Here is a 25,285-nt window from a genome sequence, read left to right on the forward strand (position 1 = left end):
TAAAAAAGTTTCTTGCAATCTAAATTATCTGCTCAGCGCGTTGCGCTGACTTCCAGATGACGTCCGTAGCCCTCTAAAAAATCCGAGTAGGCGGCCGCCAGGCCGGCCTGCAGAGCGATGTTCGGCCGCCAACCAAGCTCTCGAATTCTTGAGCTATCGAGCAGCTTACGCGGCGTTCCATCAGGCTTGGACGTATCAAAAGCGAGCTTGCCCCCGTAGCCCACGACGTCCGCGACTGTCGTCGCAAATTCGGCAATCGACAATTCGTCGCCACTGCCGACATTGATCGGAAGATCGCTCGAGTAGCTCTTCAGAAGGAAGACGCAGGCATCTGCAAAATCGTCCACATTGAGAAATTCGCGGAGCGGCGTGCCGGTGCCCCACACGGAAACGCTCGGTGCTTTGGCCAGCTTGGCTTCGTGGAAGCGGCGGATCAACGCCGCCGGCACATGACTGTGGTCCGGATGATAATTGTCGCCGCGGCCGTAGAGATTGGTCGGCATGACCGAGATAAAATCATCGCCATACTGACGACGATAGGCCTGGCACATCTTGAGGCCGGCAATCTTTGCGATTGCATACCACTCGTTGGTCGGCTCCAGGGGACCGGTCAACAACTCGCTTTCGGCGATCGGCTGCTTGGCGTGCTTGGGATAGATGCAGGACGAGCCGAGGAACAGCAAGCGCCGCACACCAACCGTGTGACTTGCACGGATCACGTTCAATTCCAGCGCAAGATTGTCGCAGAGAAAGTCGACCGGAAAATTGTTGTTGGCTGCAATACCGCCAACCTTCGCAGCGGCGTGAACAACGACCTCTGGACGATTGGCCTCGAGCCATTTCAGCGTGGGCTCTTCCTTTGTAAGGTCCAGCTCGCGCCGGTCGGCCGTCAGTACGGTGCAATTCTCTGACGCAAGCCTGCGGACGACAGCTGATCCCACCATGCCGCGGTGACCCGCGACAAAGACACGTTTGCCGGAAAGATCGAAGGTTGAAACCCCTGTCATCGTATCCTCTATCAGCGTCCGGTTCGCCGGAGCATCGCTCCCGCGAGATCCGGCTACCGCCGCATTACGCAATCACGCTGCCGATGCAGCCCCGCCAAACTGGTAACACAATCTTCACCATGCGATAGCCTGTCCCGGCCCTCCAAAGATATTCATGGTGAACCTGCGCTGCGCGCACAAAAGGTCATCAGAAAATGAAACAAAAACGAGCAAGGCAGCCGCATGAGCTGCGCGGCTGCCTTTGAACATCGTTGGAAAACGGCAGCCGCCGCCGGTTAGCTCAACCTCAGTACGCCCGGCGCAAGACAGGACCGACAGGCACGCAAACGCGATCCATGTACCAGCCATAGGGCGTCTCGACCCGCACCAGCGGGCAGCGGCGCGACGGCACATACCGATAGGGATAAGGCTGCGCCCAGAAGGTAACGGGCGTCACTTGGCTCTCGCCCGCGAGCAAGGCCGCCGACGCCGGCATTGGCATCGCGGCGCTTGCTCCGCTCGCAGCACCGAGGGAGACTGTCGCGGCCAAAAAGCCCGCTCGCATCAACGTCTTAAACATCCAAAAAGCTCCTCGCCCCTGCGGATTTGATCCCCGACCGCGCTTGTCAGACCCCAGCCGACCAACGTCACAGTCTGTAAAGCCACTCCGCGACTAGCCCAAATAGTGAACCGAAGTTTACCAAGGCCACCGGCCGAAATGCAACTCATGCCGGGCTGCTTAGAGGCTTTTGGGACGACATGGCGCACAAGTGTGGCTTCTTGGTCCTATTTTTCCTCGCTCCAGGCGCCGGGGGCAGCGAGGTCGGGTGAACGGCGGTACACATCCCGAAGGAACTGGTAGTTGACGGTCTGAGCCAGCGGCACGTCTTCCTCGCCGAGCTTGGCAAAGATGAGAATATCCCGGAGCGTCCGCCAGCGGCTTTCGTCGTAGTCGCCGATACGGCCGCCCGTCGGCAGCACGAGGGGACGCTGCTGCTGCAACTCGAATTGCAGCCGTTCGGAATTCAGCCTGGCCGGGGCGGCGCCGGCGAGAACGGGCACGCTCCGTGCATAGTCCGCGTAGGCAAATTGCCATCCTCGGATGAGGCCCTGAAGAACGTCAGCGATTGCGGACGGCTGGTCATGGATGAGATCATTGCTCGCGAAATAGACCTGGCCTGGGACATGGATGCCGTAGTCCTGCGGCTTGATGACGTTCAGCTTCACGAAACTCGGACTGGAGGGACCGGGCTGCTCGTCGATGGCGGCGACGATCGCATCCACCGCCCCGGCCTTCAGAGCCTCGAAGCTGTCACGGTCCGGGACCTTGGTGATCTGGCTGCGGGGAAGCCCGAGCTGCGCCATCATGGCATCAAAGACGACCTCTCCCTCGCTCGCCCTGCGATACCCGACCCGCTTCCCGACCAGGTCAACCGGCCGCCGCAATCCCGAGCTTTCGAGTGTGAAGATCGCGACGGAGGTATCGAGAAAGCTGGCCGCGAAGGCGGTGACGGCGACGCCGCGCCAGCTCGCCAGCAAGAACTTCTGGCCGCTCGTCACGCCGATGGCATGTTGGCGTGCAATCGTCTGGACGAAGTCAGGGTCTTCAGGGTGGGCCGACACCTCAATGCGGGAGGAGAAATACCCCTGCCTCGATGCAGCAAGCTCGCCGGCAAACCGCGCGCCAAATGGCCCGTCAAGGAGGAGCTTGACTGCGACGGCCGCCGAAGTCGTCGGAGCTCGTACGGGGGCTGCATCGGGGCGAAGAAGGAGAAGCACCGTTCCGACCAAGGCCAGGGCAGCAAGGCCAATGGCGAGGGTGCGCTTCCCTCTCGGCCGGGTCCGCCGCCGGGACTGGGTTCGAGGCAACGAGATCTTCCTAACGGGTTGTGAAATTTAACATATCAGTCGAGGCGAGATGGGCTACAATGCAGCTTGTGGGGTAAGGTTAATTTTTCCTTCGCCTTGTTTTAACAGCGATTTTGACCGATAGCACGCCGTGCTTCGGATAATGAATTTTGCGTCAATGAGTTTGGCAGGATGACAATTCTTTCCACACGGCCGGTGCCCGTCGCTGATTCTACGGCGAAAATTGGCGTGGTCGAGCAGGCTCCCGCCACAGCTGCAGGGTTTGCGCCGAGCTGGATGCGCCCTGTGGTTGTCGAGCGGTTGATGGCGGTGATCGATGCGGCGCTGATCGTTGTCAGCGGGATTGGCTGCGCGGCCGGCTATCACATCGTCACCGCGGGCACGCTCGGCAAGGCGGATGTCTATGCGGCGGCCAGCGTGCTGGTTGCGATCAATTTCGTCCTGCTGACGGTGGTGCAGCACGGCTACCGCCTGAAGAACTTCACCAACTTGGCCCGCACGTTCCGGCTGACGCTGACGACGTGGACCGGGCTGTTCGGGGCGCTGCTGGCGATCGCCTTCACGATGAAGGTCAGCGAGGAGTTCTCGCGCGGCACCACGATCTCGTTCTATCTGGTCGGCCTTGCCGTCCTGCTCGCCTGGAAGATCGCGGCGGCGCGCTGGACCGCGCATGCCTTGCGCACCGGCGCCTTCGCCAACGGCCGCGCGATCATGATCGCCGAGTTCGGCCTTGCCACCTCGTCCAACGCGGTCGAGGACCTCGGCCAGCACGGCTACCGCCTGATGCGGGTGATGGAGATCCCGGCCAAGGACCTCGCCTCGCCGCTGCTGCTGTCACAGCTGGCGCCGCGCTTCGAGGAGCTGATTGCTTTCGCGCGCGAGAACCGGATCGAGCACGTCTTCCTGCTGATGAACTGGAGCCGGCAGCACGCGATCGACAGCATTCTGGACGCGCTGAAGATCCTGCCCATCCCCGTGCATCTGGTGCCGGACCCCAACGCCGCGCGGTTCCTGCGCTATCCGCTGGTGAGCACCGGCAACACGTTCACCGCCGAGCTGCGCCGCGCGCCGCTGTCCTGGAACGAGCGCGCGCTCAAGCGGACGCTCGACCTCGTCGGCGCGAGCCTGGCGCTGCTGGTGTTCGCGCCGGTGATGCTGGTGACCGCACTCCTGATCAAGCTGAGCTCGAAGGGCCCGGTGTTCTTCCGCCAGACCCGCCACGGCTTCGGCGGGCGCGCGTTCAAGATCTTCAAGTTTCGCACCATGCGCGTGCTGGAGGACGGCCCGACCATCGTGCAGGCGGAGAAGAACGACCCGCGCGTCACGGGAATCGGCAAATGGCTGCGCAAGACCTCGATCGACGAGCTGCCGCAGCTCTTCAACGTGCTCAAGGGCGACATGTCGCTGGTCGGCCCCCGCCCGCACGCGGCCGCCCACAACACCGAATATGAGCAGATCATCGGCAACTACGCCTTCCGCCACCACGTCAAGCCCGGCATCACCGGCTGGGCCCAGGTTAATGGTTATCGCGGAGAAACCCGCACGCTCGACCTGATGCAGAAGCGCGTGGAGTATGATCTGTGGTACATTAATAATTGGAGCGTGGCGCTGGATCTCAAGATAGTTGTCGGAACGGCGTTCACCGCCTTTCGTCAGCATAAAGCCTATTAACAATTCGCCCTGCGCGTGATCCATTGGCTAACAACCACTCCTTATGAACGAAACAAAATTAAATGCCATCGCGCTATATGCGAACTTTGTTGTGATGGCGCTGCTGGGACTTGCCATCAATCCGCTCCTTGTCCAAAGCTTGGGTGCGACTGACTTCGGAATTTGGAAATCTCTATTGCGCCTGCTCGACCTCTCCGGGGTTGCTGACGGCAGAGCCACGCAAGCCCTGAAATGGATCGTCGCCCACGGATCGAGAAAGGATGATGACCTGACCCTGCGGCGCGCAGTCGCAGCAGCAATCCTGATGTGGCTCTTTTGGCTTCCAGTACTTCTGTTGGCAGTTTCAGGAGTCATCTACCTCCTACCCTCACTCATCAATGGCGTTACCGCCGATCATCTTACACTGGCGAGATGGGCAGCGCTGGCGCTTGGAATCAACGTGATTCTGAGCGCCCTCCTCGGCATCCCGGACGCGGTTCTGATAGGCACGAACCAAGGTTACCGGTCCATCGTTCTGACGACTACATTTCTAGTCATCAGCAACGGACTGATGCTTCTTGCCGCGCGTGCCGACTTTGGACTGCCTACTTTGGGTCTGATTACCTTGGGTAGTACGGTTCTAAACGGTACGTTCACTTGGTGGGTTGCCCGCAAGCGCGTCAAATGGTGGGGAATTGCCAAGCCGATGCGCAGCGATGTTAGCCGCTTCGCTGGCTTCAGTAATTGGACCTTGGTTTGGGCGCTCGTTCAGTTGCTTTTGCTTTCGAGCGAACTTCTACTGATCAGCGCCATGTCAGGTCCGGTCGCCGTCACAGAATACACGTTCACCTCATACTCGATTCAATTCGCTCTATCGATTTGTCTGATGACTGGCAGCGCAGTCACACCAAGTCTGGGCGCGCTGATAGGAAGCGCAGATTTCACCGGAGCAGGAAAGCTGGTTCGTCAAACCCGCGAGATCCTGCTTGCCGTTATGACCGTGAGTGGAGCGGGCATTCTGCTGTTGAACAAGGCATTTGTCTCGGTATGGATCGGACCCGAGTACTATATGGGTGACGCACTCAATGCCTTGATGGTGATCGCGTTTCTTCAACTTTCACACATACGCTTGGAAGCCCAGATTCAGGACGTCGGACTGAACATTTCGAAGAAGGTTCTGGTCGCACTCGCGGCCACAGTGGTGAGCCTGCTATTGGCGGGCCTGCTTTTCCTTGTATTTGGCTCGCTCGAGAGCATCTATCTCGGCCTAATCATAGGCCGTTTGCTCGCTTCTATACTGCTGCCCCGGCTCGTTTCCGGTCTTGTTCCGATACCTGCCTATCATTGGCGCGGAATCGGAGTCTTGGCCATGGTTGTTGCCGCTTCGATATTCGCCGCACCTTTCGTTAATCCACACGGCTGGCTTGCTCTTTTGTTGACAGCCGCAATGGCATTCGTAGTGCTAACCGGAATTGCCCTTGCATTCATCGTCTCTCGCGAGACGCGATCGCTTATCTTTGGACGAACCTTCGCCGTTCGCGAAAGGGTGACGCAATGAATCCTACTCGTCCAATTCCCCACAAAATGTCACTCTTGGGCCAAGCGCTACTACTGGGCTGCTTGACGTTTGCTCTATACGCTGTGCCCACGGGAAATGACGCCTACGTCGCATGGCCTGTCATCATTCTATTTTATGCTTACTTCACGCGCTCGTTCCTTTCGCCAGTCCGCATTCGACCGGGCATCCCCGTTTATACTTCGATCGAAACTCTCTTTTTGATGTTCTATTTCTTGCTATTCATAAATCCTTATCAGTTGCACTTTCTCGGACTTTCCGATCTCCGCAACAACTCGTACCTTCCCTTCGTGTACGAGAATGGATCGAACCAAGCCCTTGTTGCTTCCGCGCTCGGCTTCGTTGCATTTCATCTTGGGTTGAGCATTGCCACTGGATCAAAATCGAACTTGCCCTCGGCAACTAACGCAGCGAACGAAGGACAATACTATGTCACCTTTGGGTACCTCGCTCTGATCCTCCTCGCCGGATTCATTCTAATTTATGAAGGAGCAGGCCTCCAAAGCGCGGACGAGGGGCGGTACACAAAGGTAACGAGCGGCGGCGCAATTGCGGACGGCATCTATCTAATCATCACGATGCTCTGCATCGTTGCAGGATCGCGCGCTATTGCCCTGATCGCACAGAGGAAAGCTCTAGAGTTTCCGATTCTACTTTGCCTTCCGATTATAGCTTATTGGTCTGCGCGAATACTTCTCCATGGAGACCGGAATTCATTCTTCCTGATTGCAATCGCTGCAGGAGGCGGCTTTTTCACGTTTATTCGACGCACGTCATGGGTCGCGTTGGCAGCCTGCGTCTTCGCTTCACTGGCACTTTACACTGCGATCGAAACAGTACGAATGTCGCAGGATCGGTCTTTTTCTGGCCTGATCGAAAAGATGTTTGAAGATCGGCCGAGCCAGGAAGCAAATCGTAGTAGCAGCTTCGGCATAACGACAGCCACCTTACGAGCGACTTTCGACATCGTCCCCGAGCGGCTAGACTACGGATACGGTAAGTACAAGCTAATTGGATTCGCCGGAATCATTCCGTTAGTCCGAGGCTTCCTACTGGGCAGCGACGCTCACTTGACCAACACAGCTGAGGTTCTCTCGAACTATATGCTCGGCCCCAACGCAGGCTGGAGTGTCGGATCAAATCTGCTGACAGATGCGTATATGGACTTCGGGCCGCTCGGCATACCGGGATTGATTTTGCTGGCTGGACTATTTGCCGGGACGGTTCAAAGGCGCGCGGCAGTGACACCCTTTTCGACGCGCACAATTACCTTCTATCTCCTTGTGCTCGGAAACTTTGCCGAACTCTCACGGTATACCCTCGATTTTCCGGTAAGGATGCTCACGTGGACCTATATACTTTTTAAAGCCTACGACTTGCTCATGTGGATGCGGGGCCGAGCCATTCCCATGAAGAAGAGGGCAACAAGAAGTTATCCAGCGTCGCATTCCGTTGCTCGCTTGAGCAATCCTCTCAACAGTAAACGTTAGCCACCGATTGACTATGAGACCGATTCGCGTCTGCTTTCTCATACAAGCCATGTCAGACGGTGGGGCGCAAAAGCAATGCATCTACTTGCTGAACGAGCTTCAGAAAAGAGATGACATCGAGTTGCATCTCATCCACTTCTACACTGGTGTGCATGACCATCTACTTCAGAACATAAACCTGAAGATTCATAGGATTCCCGTTAGGTCGAACTACGATCCGAGAAACATCCTGAGCCTTCGCGCCCTGATCAGAAAGATACAACCAGACATTCTTCTCTCTTGGCTACACGCGTGCGATGCTTACAGCTTCTTCGTTCGGCTTGGTACGGCTGGGCTGACGTGGATCATGACAGAAAGAGACTCAAAGTATCCGCCTGACTTTCGCTATTGGCTTCGGCGCCGTCTCGGAGTCTTTGCTGATGGGATTATCGCAAACTCTGAAAAAGGAAAACTATACTGGATTGAAGCAGGTGCGGCACGGCCTTGCTTCGTGATACCGAATATTGTGCAACCACATGCCCTTATCGATAGTTCGATTGCTTCTAATTCCGTGGTGTATGCCGGCCGACTTGAGCCTCAGAAGAATGTGCCAATCGTTGTCCAAGCCTTCTGCGCGTTGGCCAAACGTCGTCCCGACCTCAGGTTTACCATCCTTGGCGATGGCAGCCTTAGGAGCGAGCTCCAAGGCATAGTCTTGCGCGCCGGATTGAGCGATCGGATAGATTTCCTCGGATTTCGCCAAGACATATCCGCCTATCTGTCGAAGGCGGCCGTGGTTGTGAGCTTGAGCCATCACGAAGGCCTGCCGAACGTGTTGCTAGAGAGTGTCGCGGCGGGTTCAAAGATCGTGGCTTCGAACATTCCCGAACATCGTGAGCTGCTTGGGCCTGACTACCCGTTCTACGTTAGCAACCGGGATGACCCTATCGCTTGTGCGGATATCGTTGAAATGGCCCTTCTATCGGGGCCGAGCAATGCTATGGAATTCGCGATATCGAGAATTGCCAATATGACTCCTGAGAAGATTGCGGCGTCATACGCCAATTCCTTTAGGTCTATGGTAAGGAACATCGAATGAGCAGGACACGGCGGGCAATTTCACGCATAGTTCTTCACGCGCTCAAGATTGCGCTTGCGCCGATCGAGAACCTCAGCCCACGGACGTACATGAAGCTGTACGTCCCGCTTCTTTCCGCATACGGAATACGTCTGAACGGTTTCCCGCGCTACATTTCTCTTCGAGCTAGATTTGACGACTTCAACTACATCACGCTCGGTGAACGGACCGTCATCTCCAAATACGTGATTCTCCTGACGCACGACTATTCGTTGACTACCGCGTTGATTGCAATTGGAGAACCGCCTCCTACAGATATTGCGGTGAAGCGAGAGATAAAGATCGGCGCCAATGTATTCATCGGAATGAATGCTGTGATTTTGCCCGGAACAGAAATTGGAGACAATGTAATTATTGGTGCCGGCAGTGTGGTGAGGGGACGAGTTCCGTCGGACTCCATCATGTTTGGCAATCCCGCACAGAGAGTTGATAGCCTGCGCGATCATCCAGATCGCTGGAGAGAGCGCCGCGCTGCTCCTTCGGCAACGGTGGATTGGGAGTTTGGGAAAGACACAACATGAGCGTGGCGAAAGTAGCCGGGGTTATTGCAATCAAACGTGCCTTACTCTTGGCAGCACATTTATTTCTCACCGGCTCAGCTATAGCTGCCAATATTCCATCGGGGGCATTCGCCAGGGAAACCTTGCGCATTATTCTAATTGGAGATTCAACCGTAGCCCCCCAGACTGGATGGGGCGGGCTCTTTTGCGCACTACACGTGAAGGAAGATGTCGCTTGCCTCAATCTGGCCCGAGGCGGTCGCAGCACCCGAACGTACAGGGAGGACGGCTTTTGGGACATCGTCAAAAGCGAAGTTCAGATTTCTAGCTACCAGAAGACCTTTGTACTAGTTCAGATGGGCCACAACGATAAATCTATGGATCCCGCAGTCGGAACCGACCTCAAGGGCGAATTTCCGAGTAATCTGCGCCGGTTCGTGCAGGAGCTTCGTGCGTTAGGTGCCATACCAGTGTTGGTAACCCCATTAGCAACTCGTCACTTTAAGAGCGGGCAGATCAACAACACGCTGCTACCTTGGGCTCTAGAAGTCGAGAAGGTTGGAAAAGAGCTCAACACGCCGGTTGTCGAATTAAACCGAAGCAGCGCAGTACTCATTCAGCGTCTCGGAGCGGTCGCTTCTGCCGAATTCTCGGCCGTGGCGCCATCCGAACCGGAAAGGAAAGCAGCAGAGGCTGGCAACACACTGCAGCCCAGGCTTCCGAAATCAACACCGATCACTCCTGAAACTCCGCAGGACGACCCACGTCGAAGATATACGCAAGACTATACTCATTTGAATCGAAGCGGTGCGGAGGCGGTCTCCGCGCTGGTGGCTTCGAACTTGGCCGATACCATCCCTGATTTGCGTTCTCACCTAATTCCATAGAAGCCACATGCGTAGGACGCACTTTGCCTTATCATTGCTGCTTGGGGTCTACCTTCTTCCTCAGCCTGTAGAGGCTAACGGACCCAGGGATGACATCAATATATTCGTATCCCCCGAGGGGCGAGACGATGCAGATGGACTGAGGCCCGAGCCGAATCCCTTGGGAAGAGAGGGTCCACTCCGGACCATCGAAAAAGCAGTCTCGCTCGTTCGCGGATTGAGAGCCAATCAACCTCAGGTCGGAAAGAAGGCGATTACCGTTTTTCTCCGGGGGGGTAAATACGAGCTGGAGAGTCCACTGGTTTTCCGACCGGAGGACTCCGGTTCCTCTGATGCCCCGACTACTTATCGCTCTTATCCAAACGAATTGGCTCGCCTCGAGGGTAGCACGCGCCTTAAAAGCTGGCATCTTGGACAGGATGGGGTTTGGTCAGTTAAGTACCCTTCGTCACTATCGCCGGCAGGTTGCCCTCAGCAATTATTCGTTGGAGGAGAAAGGCGCTATCGGCCGCGCCTGCCTGCGACGGGCACACTAGAAATCAAGAGCCTTCCAAAGGAAGCGCGGCCGCTGAACGATCGGTTCATTGCAGGGGAAGGGGATCTGCCACTGGATCTCAGGAGTTTCACAGACACTGAAATCGTCATCTTCGATGCGTGGACCGCGTCTCGCATGCGGCCAACGTCTTACGACCCATCATCGAAAATCCTCGGGCTTTCTGGCAAGTTCGCGGGTCACGGAGTCCACCGTGACATGACGCCGGGCCTCCCCTACTTCATCGAGAATTATCGGGATCGACCGCTTACCGAGGGATCGTGGCAGTGCGATGCAGGCAAGCTTGAAATTAGATATCGTCCGGCAAACAATGAGGCGTTTTCTGCCGAGGAAGCCGTTGTTCCGCGACTTACGAAGCTGATATCCATCGAAGGAAGCAAGACACAAAGCGTTCATGATCTTCATTTCGAGGACCTGTATTTTTCGACGACGGCGTGGCGCCTACCTAATGATGGCTGGGCAGCCATGCAGGCGGAAGTCGGCCTGCCCGGCGCGATCGAAATGCAGAACGCGAATGCCATAAAGTTCAGGCGCTTTGCATTGGTTCATACCGGCGCTACTGGCATCCGCATTCGAGAAAATTGCTTCGACGTCGAAATCAGCCAGGGAGAACTGCGGGATCTTGGCGGCACGGGGATTGCAATCGGCTCCGAACAACGCAGACCCGCTCCTGGAACGCCCTGGAACGAAGGCGAGAGTAGCTTGTCTCCGACCCGTGACGTGAGAGTATCGGACAATCTTATTGCTTCCGTGGGTCGAATTCACTTCGCCGCGGTAGGTGTATGGATTGGCCAAGCGGACCACATTCTGGTGGAACGAAACGAGATTCGCGACCTCTACTATACGGGAATCTCGGTAGGATGGACGTGGGAGTATGGCCCGAGCTTAAGTCACGACAACAGGATTGTCGGCAATGTGGTCTCCGACTTCGGACAAGGAGTGCTTTCCGATCTAGGCGGAATCTATACACTTGGACGTCAAGCCAACTCGCTCGTTGAAGGCAACTTCATTCTTGGAGGTAAGGCTCGTAAGTATGGCGGCCACGGACTCTACGCGGATGCAGGAACCGCTGGGTTTTCGTTTCGCAATAATGTCGTCATGAGCGTTTCTCACGCGGGCATTCATATCCATTACGGGACGGACCTGTTATTCGAGCGAAATTATCTTCTCGATTATGGAGAAGCCGGCGTTCGCTGCACGCGCCCTTCGAAGGGCTCATCTGTCGTATTCAAGAACAACTCCCTAGAATCAGACCGCGCGCCTCCGTTCTTCGGTGTCTGCACCGACCGATCCTACGTGTTCGCGGACAACGAAATCATCTCTGGCAAAGCCACACAATCCTCGTCCGGCTTGCCAACGAAAATACAGCAAGCTGTCGAAGAGATCCGCTCGCGGGCTGGACGCACATCGCCAACTCGATTCACCGAAAATATGCAAGATGCTCCAAGCATCGTTCCTTAGACGACATTTTTCTTTACAGGATGACAATCTAATGAGCTTCGATCTGTTTGCACTGCGCGCGCGAAAGCTCAGCTACGCTTTGCGGGTGCCACTTTTCCGACGAGCACTACGCACTGGGGTTCTGGCGGGCGTCGAGCATACGTATGCTTTACGTCACCTCACGCCGGGCTTGGTAATTGATATTGGCGCGAACCGCGGGCAATTTGCCCTGCTCGCTCGCCATCTTTGGCCCGCTGCTTATATCACGTCGTTTGAACCCTTACCTGGGCCCAATGCGATCTGCAGGAAGGCGATGGTCGGTGACGAGCGTTTTAAACTGTTTGAAGCTGCGGTATCGACCGAAACCGGGAGTTCGACGATCAACGTCACCAGGGAAGACGATTCATCTTCGCTGCTTCCGTTAGGTGAGGAACACCAGCGCCTTTACGGCTCCAGCATTGCGTCAACGCTTACGATCAAAACAGACAGACTCTGCGCCTTTATCGCTCCAGATGAGTGTCCAGCTTCATGCTTGCTGAAGATCGACACCCAAGGCTTTGAACTGGAAGTCCTCAAAGGAAGCGAAGAGTTGCTCAGACGAGTTCAGCACATTTATGCGGAGCTCTCTTTCATTGAACTCTATCGAGGACAGCCGCTGGCGTCCGAAGTGATCAGCTATCTTCATGCGAAAGGTTATCAGTTGGCGGGCGTCTTCAACGTCGCTCACGACGGTGCCGATCGGCCGATTCAAGCTGATATGCTCTTCTCGCGAGTCGAGAAGGAATAGTACTGTGTCAGAAGCCGAAAAGTCGAGTGTAGTCGTTGTCGGCGCGCTTCCTCCACCGATGCACGGTCAAGCCGCGGTGAATGCCGCTGTTGCCGAAGGCCTAAAATGCTTGCCGGCTTACCTTTCCATTATCGATACATCACCAGGAAAAGCAAAGAAAAGCATTGCGTATCACTTTAGGAGGATCTCTGGCGTCCTGAGAGCCGCCGTAGCGCTGGCCAAATGTAATCATCGGCACGCAAAAACACTGTACATGCCGTTTCAGGCTGGCCACGGCATCGTTTACAACCTTTTCTTAGCTCTTGTCGCACGGCTAACGGGCTTTGCGATTGTACTACATCATCATTCATCGGCGCACACACTCCGACGTCTTCCGATGTTCGCTTTGCTTGCTCGACTCTGTGGCCAACGAACTACTCACGTCGCTCTTTCCGACCAGATGGCTCGTGACATGGAACAGCATTATGGCCTCACGGGGCGAACGCTCGTCAGTGGCAATGCCTGCCACATTCCGTCTCCTCCGCTCTCGGAAACCGTGCCGATATGCGACGACTTGGTCGTTGGCTTGCTCGCAAATCTCAATTCGGAAAAAGGCCTCCAACTCGCGATCGATACGGTGATCGACGCACGCGAGAAGGGAGCAAAGGCGAAGTTGGTACTTGCCGGCCCATTGATGGGAACCGCGTCAGAAGAATGTGTAGCCCGCGCGTTTAGCATTTTGGGCGAAGCTCTGGAGGTCTGGGGCCCTGTCGACAAGGCAAAAAAGGATCATTTCTTCAGATATGTGCAAGTCTTCTTATTTCCCACCACATATCGATACGAAGCTCAACCGCTCGTAATCTACGAAGCGTTGAGCTACGGACTGCCCGTGATCTCCACGAATGCCGGCTACATCCCAGAGATGCTTGGCCGCACTGGAACGATCGTTCAAATCGATCGGGAAATCCGTAACCGACTAACAAGGGAGCTGCTCAGATACTGCAATGATCTCGACTTGCTCGTTCGCGCAGCCATTGAGTCACGACGCGAATTTGAAAGGGCCGCGGAGATCAGCAGGACGGAGTTCGCCGAACTATGCGCGGTGATAGCCGCGAATTAGGCCGAGCTCAACGTATAACATACCTGAAGAACCTCACGTTCTTCATCGTTCCGATAATAACTTCCGTGCGCATATAGGGCCGCAGATCAACCGGCGTGCATCTATCCGAATTGAAATAGCAGACCTTCAACTTCAATGGCTTGGTGCAGTTGTTCTTGATACTGATGATATGGTCGTACACGTCTGGCTCTACGACATGAGCTCGGGCGACTGCGTAAGTCTCATAACACAATCGACCAAGCGAATCCCGCACGTTTGCGGCGGGGAGGCTTGAAGACGATTCGGCCGGCCCTTGAAGAGTAAACGAGGAGCTGGCGCCTCCAGGCGCTTGAGCACTCACAGGACCGGCAATGCTCAGGGCAGCACATACTCCTGCTGCCAGGAGTACTGATCTAACGAGTTCGACGGCTGTCATCACCAAGGCCTATCGGGTAGTTCAACACCAGGAATTTGCATCTTGTAGCCGTTGTCCGACAACCACCTCGACAAGTCCTGCCGAGAACCGACGTCGACAGATTCCAAGCCGTTTGTAAGCTGGGAGCTGTACTGCCGGCCGACTCCAGTCAAGATCAATCCTGCCTCTACGGTAAGATCGCTATCCACTATCCTCGCGAATTCCGCTACCGCGCGATCCTTCTGACTTTCGTCGAGCAACGGGAACGCAGAAAGCGAGAGCCGGTTCCGTCGCATTGCAATCCCGCCTTCATACGGGCCGGTCGCATACGACTGATCGAAATATCTGAGCACGTCAGCCCCAACCCCTTCTCGCGCCGTCACCAATGAGTACAGCATCAACCACAGGAAGGAGTCTCGCGGATTCATCATCAGCGATGAGCGTACTCTTTCCTGGGCCGTAGCCATATCATGATCCACCTCTTCTAGAGCACCCTGGCCAATCGTTCCCTCGGCCACTCCAAGATTCACGAACGCCTGTGCACGGATGAAGGTCGCTTGCGCCACCAGTCTCCTCGGCTCTCGCTCCAACCCCGCCGCCACCTGGGCGAGCACACCGGATTTGAACCGCCGGTCAGCCATCATACGTTCGGTCACTTCACGGACCGGCGCGGTGGAGCGGAGAATTGGTAGAGCGGTTAGGCACCAGCCAGTGCAGGCGATGCCGAGCGCAAAGAGCGGAAGCCTAACACTACTCCACATACCCGTACCGGGCGTAGTACTTCTGATAGTAGTAGCGACCGTGATAGGATTCATAGCGCGCCAAGAGCTTCGTGTCGGCCTTGTTCAGGACGACGCCAAGAAGCTTGTCCTGGATCTCTGGCGCGCCCCGCAGGTTGTGGCGAACGACGTCGATCTTGGTCTTGCCCCACTCCACGACGAACACGAAAGAATCGACGAAGGACGAAGTGACACGCACATCCACCACCGGCGCCATGGGCGGCATGTCCAACACGACGTAGTCATACTTGGAACGCAGTAGCGCGACGAGATCACGCATCGGCTTGGACGCGAGCACCTCATTCGTGTGAAGCAATTTCGAAGTAATTCCCGCAGGCAGAATCGTCAGTCCGGTCTGCGGATCGACACTAACCACTTCATCGAGTTGAGCCTTGCTCGACACCAGATCGACGAGGCCGCTCTTCGCGTCTGGCCGCAGGGCGCGCGACAGCGAAGGATTACGCAGATCGGCATCGACCAAGATCACACGAGCGCCGCCGTGGGCAATCAGCTGTGCGAGATTGGTCGAGAGCGTACTCTTCCCCTCGTTCGGCAGCGTCGACGTCACCGCCAACACCCGGTTTTCGCGAACTATGGAGTTGAGATCGATCGCCACCTTCAGCGAGCGCACCGCCTCGGAGAAGCGCGACAACGGATTATCTACCACGTAACGCAGGAAATCTGGCTCGGGGTTGCTCTTCTTCTTCCCAACTTTGATGGGACCAGACGCGACCGAAGCCGGCGCAGCTAGAGCCGGCAGGATGGCAACACAATTGGTCCCGAGCTCCTCTTCAACCTGCCCCGTGGTCCGAAACACCTTGTCAGTCAATTCACGGGCCATCGCTACACCGAAGCTAACAAGAAGGCCCCCGAACAAGGCCGCACCGAGAATGATGAGCGACTTCGGATAGCTCTTGATCAACGGCGTCGTCGCGGCACTGATCACACGCGCCTCGGTGATCGGGAACGACTGCTGCTGCACGCTCTCCATGTAGCGCTGGAGGAAGTTGTCATACATCGCCTGGTAGGACTGAGCGTTGCTTTCCAGCTCGCGCAGTTGTACCTGCGCCTGGTTGGTCAGCTGCGATTCCGAAACGGCATTCGCGAGGCTCGATTTGATCGCCTCCTCGCGGGTCACAGCAATGTCGTATTCACTCTTGTAGGATTCCTGGATGCGCTTCAGCTCGTCCTGGATGTTCTTCTTAATTTCTGCCATCTGACTGCGCAGGTTCACCGCAGCAAGATGGTCATGACCATATTTGGCCGACCAGATCGATTCCTTTGAGGCCATGTCGACATATTGCGCCCGGAGCTTGACGATAGTGTCGTTCTTCAGTGCGTCGGCAACATTGGCATCTGGAATGTCCTGCTTAAGGATGTTGTTCATGCGGTCGAGCCGCGCCTTGGCCTCGGCAGTCCCCGCATGCGCCAGCACGAGCTGGCTGTTCACCTCGGCGAGTTGCTGCTCGTTCATCAGACGGCCGCCGGTGTCAATGATGTTGTTGGCAGTCTTGAAATCAACTACCGCCTTCTGAGCGGCGGAGGCCTGGGTGCGCAGCTCCTTGATGCGGTCCTGCAGCCAGACGCTGGCACGGCGGGTTGCCTGATACTTTGCCTCAAGCTGGTCGACGATATAGGCGTCCGCAATCGCGTTAGCGATCTTTGCGGCCTTCTGCGGATCCTTCGAGGTGAATCCGATCTCCATTACATAGGTGAGGCCGAGACGTTTGATGGTGCGGCTCTTCTCAAACCGCTCCAGCGCCTTGCGGGTCAACTCGAACTCGGAAGGTGCGCGCCCGTCAGAAAAAAGGGTTCCGACAAAATCTACTACTGCTCCAAGTGCGCCGCCGCCGTTGCCTATGAAGTCAGGGTCATCAATCAGGTGCAGGTCGCGAATCACGGCAAGGCTGATGTTCTCGGACTTCAGGATCTCGACCTGGGTTTCCACGGTGGCGGAGTCGATCGCGATGTCGCCGAGCACGGATTGCTGCTGGAACAGCTGCACCTTGCGGGTATCGATCACCATCGAGGCGGTGGAGGTGAATTGCGGCGCGGCGGTGAAGAGATAGAGCAAAGCCAGGATCACGCAGGCCGAGACGATCGCGACCATGGTCGGGAACTGGCGGCGGACGATCTCGATATAGGAGGTCAGCGTCTGCGACGTCGAGCCGTCGGCCTCAGCGAAATCACGGTTGATCTCCGAGGTCGGCTTGTTCACCTGCAACATCTAGCAATTCCTGAAAATGGATCGATCTATCGTCTTGGGATCAATGCTGGCCAAAGGCCTGGTGGCTATCGGGAGCAAACCCGATGCCAAAGGACCGCGCTGCGCAACACTAGCACGATCTTCCCCGCAATTGAACGCGGTCGATGCAGTGCACAGCATCTGTTGCGCGACATTTTGCAGAAAGCTTAACGGCGCAAAAGCAAAGCGGCGCCCGCTGGCGCCGCTGCCGTGAGTGTCCTGGGTCAGCCTCGAGGGCCGGTTCACAGTCAGCGCGGACTAACAGCGTTGGTCGTGCCGGTGACGCCGTTGCTCGCGTTCGGGCTGACCTGCGTCGCGTAGTGCAGGCCGCCAAAGGTGCCGAGGGTGCCGCCCGGTCCGCCGTTGGCAAAACCACCGTTGCCAGTCGGCCCGCCGGCGCCGGATCCACCGCCACCGCCGCCCGCGCCACCGGTCGCGGCGATCGCGACGTCGCCGGTCGCGGCCTGGTAGGCGGCGATCACGTCGGCGTTGCCGGTGTTGGCGATCGCGGCCTGGATCTCATTGGCGAAAGCCTGGTCGCTCGACGCGGCCAGGCGGGCCACCTGGGCGAGGCCGCCGACGATCGCGCGCATCTGGTCCTTGGTGGTCGCGGGATCCTTCAGCAGCGCGATCAGGCCCGGGAGCGTGGTCGGATCGGAGGCGCCGAGATCGCGCACGCGCGAGATCAGCTGCGGGCCGCCGGTCGGATATTGCTGCAACAGGCTGCTCGGCGAAGCCTTGAACTCGGTAATGACGGTGGCCGGCAGCTGGCGCTGCGGCGGGTAAACGGCGGCGCTGGCGGCCGAGGTGATCGTCGCGGCGAGGGCCGCGGCGGCAGCCATGCGAAGCGCAATCCTGATAACGCTCATAAATCAACCTCCAAAAAATCAGCTGCCCCGATGTGCTTCCTCGGCCCGGGCAAATGGCTGTGCAGTGCGGAACCTAACCGAAGAGAAAAGAGCTGTCCACTTATTCTAAAGACTTCGTAAACGACGCAACTGCTTCAAATCTAGACACTTTTATGAAGCTTGGGCACCCGGCGCGGGGCGGCGCCTAGGGTTGTCGGACGGCCCTCGCCTCGCCGGCTGGTGGTGCCCGCCTCCGCCATGGCGCGGCTCTCCTTGGTGCGGAACGACTGCGCCAGGCCGGCGCCGAAAAGCGCAAAGAATGGAATGCTGTAGCCGGGCACCTGCAGCGTGAAGTCCAGGCTCGAATGCAGCAGCGACAGCGTGGCGGTCGCCACCGCGGCCAGCGGAATGATGGCATCGCGCCGGCGTCCGAACACGCCCCTGGCCAGGACCAGCAGCATGATCGCCCAAGCGAGCGCCACCAGCAGCGCCGTGGGAATGCCCACCTCGGAGGCAAGCTCCAGCGGCGTCGAATGCGCGGCATCCCAGACGCCGCGAATCGAGATGTTGGGGCTGCGGTACGGCGGGAAGGCCCATTGGAAGGTGCCCATGCCGGTGCCGAACCAGGGATTGTCGCCGATGATCCGAAGCGTCGATTTCCAGGCCTCGATGCGGCCCTCGTCGACCAGGCCCTGGCTGTCGAAGCGGCTGGAGACCCGGCCGCCCAGCAGTTGCAAGAGGCCCAGCGCGACGGCGAGGCCCGCGCCGAGCGAGATCCAGATGCCGGTGCGCGGCGGCAGGTCCTTGCGCAGGAACAGCGTGAACGCGACGATCATCGCCAACAGCGACAGCCCGACGCCGGCGCGCGAGGTCGTCATGAACATCGCCATCAGGCAGATCAGGAGGCAGCCGAGCTGCGGCAGGATCTCTTTTGGCGGGATCGCGCGCAGATCGAGCGACAGACGCCGCCATTCGACGTGCCGCTCCGGCAGCCGGCGGCGGACATCTTCCAGGATCAGCAGCATCCAGATCACCGCGCAGGACCCGAAATAAGCCGCCGCCGTGTTGCGGTTGATGAAGGTGCCGGTGACGCTGCCGAGATACGCCGTCTTGTCCCGCCACAGGATCATGGTGGGCTCGATCAGGAACGAGAGCACGCCGTAGAGGGCGTAGAGCGCGCCCGAGATCGCGATTACCCACAGCAGGCGGCGTGCGCGGTCGCGATCGGCGCCGACGGTGATGCCAAGGATGATGGCGAGGATGTTGGCGAGCGGCGCGCCGAGCGCGAAGAACGCCTCGTTCTTGACGATGGAAGCGGAAGGGGCGATCGGCACGCCGAGCAGATGCGAGGCCTGCTTCCAGATCGGCTGGAATGGCGCGACCCAGGGATGGTCGGAGAGCTGCTCGTGCAGCACGAAGGCGTAGGCCGCAACGATCACGCCGATGCCGGCGAGCAGCCACAGATGCGGCCGGCGCAGATCGCGCGTCGGCGCGAAGATCACCGCTAGCCCGAGACACAGGCACCAGAACGCGATCGACAGATCATTGGTCGAGCCGAACGGGAACGGCGCGCCGGCGACCACGAAGAACAGGATGAAGGTCGCGGGCAAGCTCCATGACCAACGAATCCTGGACCAGTCTATGTCGGGAGGCCAAAGGCGCATCGTGGTGTCTTGCGAGCTTTGCTTGAGCTTAGAGGAAGCAATCGATCGGATAGATCTTCAGATCGACGTTGAGGCGGCTGTTCCGGGTCTGCGCCCGGAAAGCGTAGAATAGTCCAAAGCCATCACTGCCCTGATCGAGTTTTATTCCAGGGGTTAATTCGTCGGGCGGGACGAGAAGGCCGATGTGCCGGTTGATGGCGGAAATCTCGATCCGTCCCTCGCCTTCCGCAAAATGCCCGCCGAGCTGGGTCACGGTGACCTTGGGCAGGCCGCGGCGCTGATGGCAGACATCCTCCTCCCACAGCTTGGTCTGCCCGACCAGCGGTTTGCCCGCGCCATCGGGAACGACGATATCGGGAAAGGATGGGCGCAGCATCCCGAAGAACTTGCTCTCCTTGGAATTCGCCGACAGCCGGATCGTGAACGAAAGCTCGCCCTTGGCTCCCTTGAGGCGCGACAAGATTAGCGCATCAGGCTCGGCGGAGACCATCACGTCGATGCGATGGCGGACGCCCAGCTCCGCAGCAGCGCCGAAAGCCGTCCCGACCGGAGCAAGCCCGAAGGCGAGCGGAGCGAGAGCGAGAAGACGCCAGGATGTTCGAAAGCGCATGAAGCCCCCTTGCAACAGTGCGGGGTGCCCGATGACCGGCGCGCCATGCTCAGTGGCGCCTTGATCCTATCCCGAACTCGTAGCCGCAGCAGAACCGCTTCGATCTAAACGAAAATGGCACCGGGACAAAGCCCCGGTGCCATCGCTTTGGTCGATCAAGTCGGCGTCTTACGGCGCCAGCTTGACGTTGTTGCGGAAGATCAGGGCGTCGTTGGAGAGGTTCACGGCATCGCTGCCGGTCGCCATGATCACACGCATGTAGTTCAGGAACTTGGCAACTTCGACGTTGCGCGAGTTCGAGACATAGATCACGTCGCCATTCTTCATCATGACCTTGGTGGCGAGGAAGAAGCCGCCCGGATCGCGGAAGTTCACGTTGAAGATGACCGGGATCGTCTCGGTCGTGTACTTGCTCACGTCGACGCCAAGCTGGGCCGCGACATCGCGCGGCTCGCGGCGATAGAGATAGACGGAAGCCGGATCGGCCTGACCATCCAAAAGACCACCGGACTTGCCGACGGCTTCGCCGAGGTTGATGCGCCAGGCATCGAAGTTGAACTCGCCGCTCTGGCCGCTGGCGCCGAACGCCAGGAACTTCTGCTGCTCGCGATAGACGTAGATGCTGTCGTCGGGACGAACATAGACGTTGTTCTCCGGCGCCATCACGAGATTTTCGAACGGTACGGTGGCCCGTCGTCCGCCACGCTCCAGCATGACCCAGGTCTCGAAGCCCTGGCCCTTGATACCACCGGCGCGGGTGATCGCGTCGAGCACCTTGTCCTTGGCACCCGCCGCGCTCGCCGGATAACGCGCCGGCGAATTGACTTCGCCGAGCACGCTGATGAGCTGGGTTCGCTGCGAGGACATCGACACCACGGCCTGCGGCTCGATGGCGCGGTTGCCGATCTTCTCGATGATCGCACGCTGGATTTGCACCGCCGTCATGCCCGCGGCCTTGATCTGGCCGGCATAGGGCACGGTGATGAAGCCGTCATTGTCGACCGACTGATCCGGGATTGTCACATAGTTGCCCGGGCGGACGCCGGCTTCCGCCGGGATGAACAGACCGCCTGCCGCGGCTTCGAAGATGGTGACGCTGACGACGTCGCCGATGCCGAATACGATGCTGGCCGGCGGCCGCTTGTCCGTGAACGCCCCCGCGAGTCCCTTGGGCTCATGGGTGTGCAGGATCTTCACCGTGGCCGGATTGAGCGGCACCAGCTCATAGGCCGGTGCGTTTTCAGTCTGAATCTTGTTGTTAACGTCGTCCGTCAACGGACCCGAGCCGGGATTGGTCGAACAGGCTCCAAGCGACAACGCAGCCACTAGAAACGCCGGCTTCAATAAATATGACTTGGCAAAGGAATGCATGAATCGCGCCCCAGGAGTCCCCTATTAGCCCCTGATTGGTACGGCCTAGGGGGTGGTGCGACAAGGGTTCCCGAAGGTTAACGGAGCGATCCGTTGGCTACTGTTGCGTGCGGGCCACTCTTTAGGGCTTGGTTTAACCCTTTGTGACTATTTGTTGTATTTCGTGTGCCCGGTCGGCGAGCAAACCGCCCAACTCAAGGGCTCCCTGTGTCGAGCGCGAGGCTTCTTGACCTCTCTCCGCTCTGCTAAGTCTGGGCCGTTAAGGCTAGGAACTCCCATTGTCCGGCTTCCTTCTTGTCCCGCTGTTGGCAGGCGCCCTCCTTGGCGCCGCTGATCGCCCATGGGGCTCTGTGACCCCCTGCGCTGGCAGCGCGCGATCCTCGTGCCAGGGGGCAGCCATCGTTGAGGTGGCCACCCCAGCCCTCTCCTCCGTTTGGAAGTTCAGCCGCACCCAGGGGGCCAAGGACGAAAGCTTCGCGGCCATCACGAAGACCGCGGACACGACCCAATCCGACCCGGACTTTGCCGGCCTCATCGTGCGCTGCGCACCGAAGGGCAAGATTGACGTGCTGGTGGCTTTGATCCGGCCCTTTCCGCCGCGGAGCCACCCCAAGGTCACCATCGCCGCGAGCAACGGCGGCACTCTGACCTTTGACGCCAGCATGGCTGCCGCCGGCGCCGCCGTACTGCTGCCCGACGAGGTCTCGGCCTTTGCCGCCGGCAAATGGCAGACGACGCCCTCGCTGTCCGTGGTAGTCCGGGAAAGCGACAGCGAGATCAAGGGTATGGTGGCGCTGAACGGCTTGCGGGAGGCCTATCATTCGCTGCTGGCAAATTGCAGCCAATAGGCCAAATTTAGCCATACGACTTAAGGGTCTTTTTAGGGTGGGGAACCTAGGGTCCGAAGCACGGAGTGTTTCGGATGACCGCGCTTTTGATTTTCAGCTTTCTGGTAGGTGCCGTGCTGGGCCAACGCTTTCGCGTCCTGGTGCTCTTGCCATTGACCCTCGTCATGGTGCTTGCCGCCGTCCCGGTCGGGCTGATGGTCGATGTCGCCGTGCTCGATAGCCTGAAAGGCGTGGCACTCGCAGCTATCGCCCTCCAGGGCGGCTATCTCTTTGGGTCGGGCGCGCGCTTTGGCCTTGCCGCCGCACGTGCCGGGCGCGTCTTCGGTCGCCCGATCAAGGCCACCCGCTGATCGCGCCGATCACCCCTGCGGCGAGCTCGCGCCTACGCGCGGCTCACGGTCAAGCTGTTGGTCCGAGACAGACCTCTGTTTGAAAACCAAACGACGGCTTGTATGGTGACCTGACCGTTTCAGGATTCCGTTCGAGCGCGCCGTTTGTCCCTCGCTTATTTTGCCCTCATCGTTTCAATCGTCTCAGCTTCCGCTCTCGAAATCGCCGGCGCCAAGGTCGGTGCGCAACTCGGGATGATGGCCGCAGCGCTGAGCTTGCTCGCGGCCGCTTCGGCTGCGCGCAAAGCCGATTACGAGCACTATGTGCGCGCACTGTCCTGGGGCCGATGGCTTCTGATCGCCATTCCGCTTTGCATCGCGGTCCAGCTTGCCCCGCTTCCGCTGAACTGGGCGCACCCGATCTGGCCGAGCACCCGTGATGCCCTGGGCGGCCTGCCCATGGGACCGATCTCTGCCGACGTCGGCCTGACGCTGAACGCGCTGTTCCAGGCGCTCGCGGCGATCGCGTTGCTCGGCGTTACCATCCTGGTGGTCCGCGACCGTAGCCGCGCCGAGCTGGTCCTCTTCGTCCTCGGTGGTGTCACGGCAGTTTCCGCCTTGACCTTGGATCTGCATCGGCTGTCGCCAGCGGTTACCGAGGCTGCCGCAACGTCCGAGCTGGCAACAACCCTGGCCGGCTTCGGCCTCATCCTGAACCTGGCGGTCATGCAGCTCGCTGCCGAACGGGCTGAAACGCGTCATTCGCTCCTTCGCTCGATCGTGCTTGGTCTTTTGGGCCTCGTGGGCGCGCTGGTCAGCGCGCTTGCGATCTTCGGCCTCTCAGGCACGAACAGCGCGATCGCAGCAAGCTTCGGCATCGTGCTGATCCTGCTGATCCTCGTCATTCGCAGGCTCGACCTTTCGCCATTGGCAGTGGGCGCGCTCTCGCTGGCAGCTCTGATCGGCGCAGGGATCGTCCTGACCTTTCTCTTTGAGAAGAGCTCCGGACCGGTCCTCCTGCGGCTCGTCCCGGAGATGGGGACCGAAACGAAGGCCGCCCTCGAGCGGATGTTGGCCGACACGCGTTGGTTCGGCGCCGGCGCCGGGACCTTCGCCGCGGTCGGCAGGATCTATCACAGCGATGCTGGAGCTATTTTGACGGCGCCCTCCACGGCGATGGCCATCTTTGCAGAGATGGGATGGATCGGCCTGGCTGCCATGATTGCGGTGAGCCTGATCGCCCTGGCGCGCCTGTTCTTCGGCGCTCTGCAGCGCGGACGCGACTCGTTCTTCCCCGCGGCAGCCGCGGCCTGTGTTCTCTTTGCGCTGGTTCAGAGCTTCGCAGGTCCAGGGCTGCTGCGCCCGGCAGCAATCCTGTGTCTTTCGGTGATCGTGGGATTGGGGCTGTCGCAGAGCGTCAGCCAATCCTCGTCACGATAGAGCACCGATCCATCAGACCGCGCGGTCGCCGAGCGAGGCCCAGTAGTTCGGGTTCTTGGGCGACTGGATGCGGACCCAGCGATAGGGCTTCTTCGACCACGGCAGGATGTGGCCGGAGAGATTGTCCAGCACGAGATCGCCGGTGAAGGTGCGGACCACGACCACGAGATGATGCTCGCCCCAGGTTGTCACGACCTCGCTGAGCAGCACCGAACGCGCCGGAAAGCCGTTGGCGATCAACTCGTGGCGTTTTGTCACAGCGTAATCGTTGCAGTCGCCGCTCGCCGGATGCAGCAGCCATTTCTCGCCGCGCAGCCCTTCCAGATTTGCCTCGGGACGGATGGCGGTATTGACGCGCTGGTTGACCTCTTGCATTTGCGCCAGCCGCTCGGCCGTGAGCTTCAGCCGACCGCCCCTGAACACGATGTGCTGCGGCCGCGGCTTGCACTCGTCCTTGTACTTCAGGCAGAACAGCGTGAACGCCATCGGCGCCAGCGTCGGCTGGTCGAACTTGATGTACTGGATCGCACCGCGCAGCCCCAAGGGCGCACCGACGAAAGCGGCTTCAGCGCGCTGCTGCACCCCTGCAGCAACGACGATGGCGGCCACGGCCACCAGGAACTTTACAACTTTGCGCATGTCGCGCTCCCCGTTCTTGTTGAGGAGACGCTACGCGAGACGTCTTGAAATACGGCTCAAAGGCCGCGCGATCCTTTAATCAAAATGCGGGCTCATCGGTCGGAAACAATTAAGAATACCGATGTGTGACTTGTTCTGCTAAGAGCGGTCACGACGTTCCGCGC

General features: G+C 58.7%; 22 protein-coding genes. 12 read left to right on the forward strand and 10 right to left on the reverse strand.

Annotated elements, in window-relative coordinates; genetic code table 11:
- Nucleotides 1-32: 32 nt before the first annotated feature.
- The 3 genes from IVB26_RS31205 to IVB26_RS31215 all read right to left on the reverse strand — a co-directional run bounded on the left by IVB26_RS31205 (nt 33) and on the right by IVB26_RS31215 (nt 2,777).
- Nucleotides 33-1,007: a GDP-L-fucose synthase family protein gene (locus IVB26_RS31205; RefSeq protein ID WP_247973317.1), complete on the reverse strand. Its 975-nt coding sequence runs from the start codon at nt 1,005-1,007 to the stop codon at nt 33-35.
- A gap of 286 nt (nt 1,008-1,293) precedes the next feature.
- Entirely contained in the window at nt 1,294-1,566 is a 273-nt protein-coding gene (locus IVB26_RS31210; protein ID WP_247968868.1) for a hypothetical protein, read from the reverse strand.
- Nucleotides 1,567-1,772: 206 nt separating this feature from the next.
- Nucleotides 1,773-2,777 (reverse strand): ABC transporter substrate-binding protein, encoded by a 1,005-nt coding sequence (locus IVB26_RS31215; RefSeq protein WP_247968869.1) that lies wholly within the window; start codon nt 2,775-2,777, stop codon nt 1,773-1,775.
- A gap of 249 nt (nt 2,778-3,026) precedes the next feature.
- Between IVB26_RS31215 and IVB26_RS31220 the strand changes: the two genes are divergently transcribed.
- From IVB26_RS31220 to IVB26_RS31260, 9 genes are all read left to right on the forward strand, one after another.
- Nucleotides 3,027-4,526 carry an undecaprenyl-phosphate glucose phosphotransferase gene (locus tag IVB26_RS31220; protein WP_247968870.1) on the forward strand — a complete coding sequence of 500 codons (1,500 nt, stop codon included), beginning with the start codon at nt 3,027-3,029 and terminating at the stop codon, nt 4,524-4,526.
- A 43-nt stretch (nt 4,527-4,569) separates the two neighbouring features.
- Nucleotides 4,570-6,063 (forward strand): polysaccharide biosynthesis protein, encoded by a 1,494-nt coding sequence (locus tag IVB26_RS31225; RefSeq protein WP_247968871.1) that lies wholly within the window; start codon nt 4,570-4,572, stop codon nt 6,061-6,063.
- Nucleotides 6,060-7,571, forward strand: a complete 1,512-nt coding sequence (gene wzy, locus IVB26_RS31230; protein WP_247968872.1) for an O-antigen polysaccharide polymerase Wzy — start codon at nt 6,060-6,062, stop codon at nt 7,569-7,571. The genes IVB26_RS31225 and wzy overlap by 4 nt, the downstream gene beginning before the upstream one ends.
- Nucleotides 7,572-7,656: 85 nt before the next feature.
- On the forward strand, nt 7,657-8,649 hold the full coding sequence (locus IVB26_RS31235) for a glycosyltransferase (RefSeq protein ID WP_247968873.1): 993 nt from the start codon (nt 7,657-7,659) through the stop codon (nt 8,647-8,649).
- Nucleotides 8,646-9,209, forward strand: a complete 564-nt coding sequence (locus IVB26_RS31240) for an acyltransferase (RefSeq protein WP_247968874.1) — start codon at nt 8,646-8,648, stop codon at nt 9,207-9,209. The genes IVB26_RS31235 and IVB26_RS31240 overlap by 4 nt, the downstream gene beginning before the upstream one ends.
- Nucleotides 9,206-10,075 (forward strand): SGNH/GDSL hydrolase family protein, encoded by an 870-nt coding sequence (locus tag IVB26_RS31245; RefSeq protein ID WP_247968875.1) that lies wholly within the window; start codon nt 9,206-9,208, stop codon nt 10,073-10,075. Before IVB26_RS31240 ends, IVB26_RS31245 begins: the two co-directional genes overlap by 4 nt.
- 751 nt (nt 10,076-10,826) lie before the next feature.
- Nucleotides 10,827-12,089, forward strand: coding sequence for a right-handed parallel beta-helix repeat-containing protein (locus IVB26_RS31250; protein WP_247968876.1), 1,263 nt, complete (start codon nt 10,827-10,829; stop codon nt 12,087-12,089).
- 31 nt (nt 12,090-12,120) lie between these two features.
- Nucleotides 12,121-12,855, forward strand: coding sequence for an FkbM family methyltransferase (locus tag IVB26_RS31255; RefSeq protein WP_247968877.1), 735 nt, complete (start codon nt 12,121-12,123; stop codon nt 12,853-12,855).
- A gap of 4 nt (nt 12,856-12,859) precedes the next feature.
- Nucleotides 12,860-13,954, forward strand: coding sequence for a glycosyltransferase family 4 protein (locus IVB26_RS31260; RefSeq protein WP_247968878.1), 1,095 nt, complete (start codon nt 12,860-12,862; stop codon nt 13,952-13,954).
- A 414-nt stretch (nt 13,955-14,368) separates the two neighbouring features.
- On the opposite strand, the gene IVB26_RS31265 is transcribed toward IVB26_RS31260, so the two are convergent.
- From IVB26_RS31265 to IVB26_RS31290, 6 genes are all read right to left on the reverse strand, one after another.
- Nucleotides 14,369-15,004 carry a hypothetical protein gene (locus tag IVB26_RS31265; RefSeq protein ID WP_247968879.1) on the reverse strand — a complete coding sequence of 212 codons (636 nt, stop codon included), beginning with the start codon at nt 15,002-15,004 and terminating at the stop codon, nt 14,369-14,371.
- A 94-nt stretch (nt 15,005-15,098) separates the two neighbouring features.
- Entirely contained in the window at nt 15,099-17,354 is a 2,256-nt protein-coding gene (locus IVB26_RS31270; RefSeq protein WP_247968880.1) for a polysaccharide biosynthesis tyrosine autokinase, read from the reverse strand.
- Nucleotides 17,355-17,620: 266 nt separating this feature from the next.
- Entirely contained in the window at nt 17,621-18,241 is a 621-nt protein-coding gene (locus IVB26_RS31275) for a hypothetical protein (protein ID WP_247968881.1), read from the reverse strand.
- Nucleotides 18,242-18,381: 140 nt separating this feature from the next.
- A complete protein-coding gene (locus IVB26_RS31280; RefSeq protein WP_247968882.1) occupies nt 18,382-19,830 on the reverse strand; it encodes an O-antigen ligase family protein in 1,449 nt (482 codons plus the stop codon).
- A gap of 82 nt (nt 19,831-19,912) precedes the next feature.
- On the reverse strand, nt 19,913-20,494 hold the full coding sequence (locus IVB26_RS31285; RefSeq protein ID WP_247968883.1) for a hypothetical protein: 582 nt from the start codon (nt 20,492-20,494) through the stop codon (nt 19,913-19,915).
- Nucleotides 20,495-20,662: 168 nt separating this feature from the next.
- Complete coding sequence (locus IVB26_RS31290) at nt 20,663-21,865, reverse strand: polysaccharide biosynthesis/export family protein (RefSeq protein ID WP_247968884.1); 1,203 nt, start codon at nt 21,863-21,865, stop codon at nt 20,663-20,665.
- A 278-nt stretch (nt 21,866-22,143) separates the two neighbouring features.
- On the opposite strand from IVB26_RS31290, the gene IVB26_RS31295 reads away from it, so the two are divergent.
- The 3 genes from IVB26_RS31295 (at nt 22,144) to IVB26_RS31305 (ending at nt 24,482) form a co-directional block, all read left to right on the forward strand.
- A complete protein-coding gene (locus tag IVB26_RS31295) occupies nt 22,144-22,713 on the forward strand; it encodes a hypothetical protein (RefSeq protein ID WP_247968885.1) in 570 nt (189 codons plus the stop codon).
- 74 nt (nt 22,714-22,787) lie between these two features.
- Nucleotides 22,788-23,063: a hypothetical protein gene (locus IVB26_RS31300; RefSeq protein ID WP_247325186.1), complete on the forward strand. Its 276-nt coding sequence runs from the start codon at nt 22,788-22,790 to the stop codon at nt 23,061-23,063.
- Between the two features lie 237 nt (nt 23,064-23,300).
- Nucleotides 23,301-24,482, forward strand: a complete 1,182-nt coding sequence (locus IVB26_RS31305) for a hypothetical protein (protein ID WP_247968886.1) — start codon at nt 23,301-23,303, stop codon at nt 24,480-24,482.
- A gap of 12 nt (nt 24,483-24,494) precedes the next feature.
- Here IVB26_RS31305 and IVB26_RS31310 read toward each other — a convergent pair whose 3' ends face one another.
- Nucleotides 24,495-25,121, reverse strand: a complete 627-nt coding sequence (locus IVB26_RS31310; protein WP_247968887.1) for a transglutaminase-like cysteine peptidase — start codon at nt 25,119-25,121, stop codon at nt 24,495-24,497.
- Nucleotides 25,122-25,285 lie beyond the last annotated feature (164 nt).

This window comes from Bradyrhizobium sp. 195 (assembly GCF_023101665.1).
Lineage (GTDB): Bacteria > Pseudomonadota > Alphaproteobacteria > Rhizobiales > Xanthobacteraceae > Bradyrhizobium.

Excerpts from the sequence above, each read along its gene's own strand:
- IVB26_RS31205 (WP_247973317.1), bottom strand. The coding sequence starts at position 1,007 with ATGACAGGGGTTTCAACCTTCGATCTTTCCGGCAAACGTGTCTTTGTC.
- IVB26_RS31210 (WP_247968868.1), bottom strand. The coding sequence starts at position 1,566 with ATGTTTAAGACGTTGATGCGAGCGGGCTTTTTGGCCGCGACAGTCTCC.
- IVB26_RS31220 (WP_247968870.1), top strand. The coding sequence starts at position 3,027 with ATGACAATTCTTTCCACACGGCCGGTGCCCGTCGCTGATTCTACGGCG.
- IVB26_RS31225 (WP_247968871.1), top strand. The coding sequence starts at position 4,570 with ATGAACGAAACAAAATTAAATGCCATCGCGCTATATGCGAACTTTGTT.
- wzy (WP_247968872.1), top strand. The coding sequence starts at position 6,060 with ATGAATCCTACTCGTCCAATTCCCCACAAAATGTCACTCTTGGGCCAA.
- IVB26_RS31240 (WP_247968874.1), top strand. The coding sequence starts at position 8,646 with ATGAGCAGGACACGGCGGGCAATTTCACGCATAGTTCTTCACGCGCTC.
- IVB26_RS31245 (WP_247968875.1), top strand. The coding sequence starts at position 9,206 with ATGAGCGTGGCGAAAGTAGCCGGGGTTATTGCAATCAAACGTGCCTTA.
- IVB26_RS31250 (WP_247968876.1), top strand. The coding sequence starts at position 10,827 with ATGACGCCGGGCCTCCCCTACTTCATCGAGAATTATCGGGATCGACCG.
- IVB26_RS31255 (WP_247968877.1), top strand. The coding sequence starts at position 12,121 with ATGAGCTTCGATCTGTTTGCACTGCGCGCGCGAAAGCTCAGCTACGCT.
- IVB26_RS31270 (WP_247968880.1), bottom strand. The coding sequence starts at position 17,354 with ATGTTGCAGGTGAACAAGCCGACCTCGGAGATCAACCGTGATTTCGCT.
- IVB26_RS31275 (WP_247968881.1), bottom strand. The coding sequence starts at position 18,241 with ATGAGCGTTATCAGGATTGCGCTTCGCATGGCTGCCGCCGCGGCCCTC.
- IVB26_RS31285 (WP_247968883.1), bottom strand. The coding sequence starts at position 20,494 with ATGCGCTTTCGAACATCCTGGCGTCTTCTCGCTCTCGCTCCGCTCGCC.
- IVB26_RS31290 (WP_247968884.1), bottom strand. The coding sequence starts at position 21,865 with ATGCATTCCTTTGCCAAGTCATATTTATTGAAGCCGGCGTTTCTAGTG.
- IVB26_RS31300 (WP_247325186.1), top strand. The coding sequence starts at position 22,788 with ATGACCGCGCTTTTGATTTTCAGCTTTCTGGTAGGTGCCGTGCTGGGC.
- IVB26_RS31305 (WP_247968886.1), top strand. The coding sequence starts at position 23,301 with ATGGCCGCAGCGCTGAGCTTGCTCGCGGCCGCTTCGGCTGCGCGCAAA.
- IVB26_RS31310 (WP_247968887.1), bottom strand. The coding sequence starts at position 25,121 with ATGCGCAAAGTTGTAAAGTTCCTGGTGGCCGTGGCCGCCATCGTCGTT.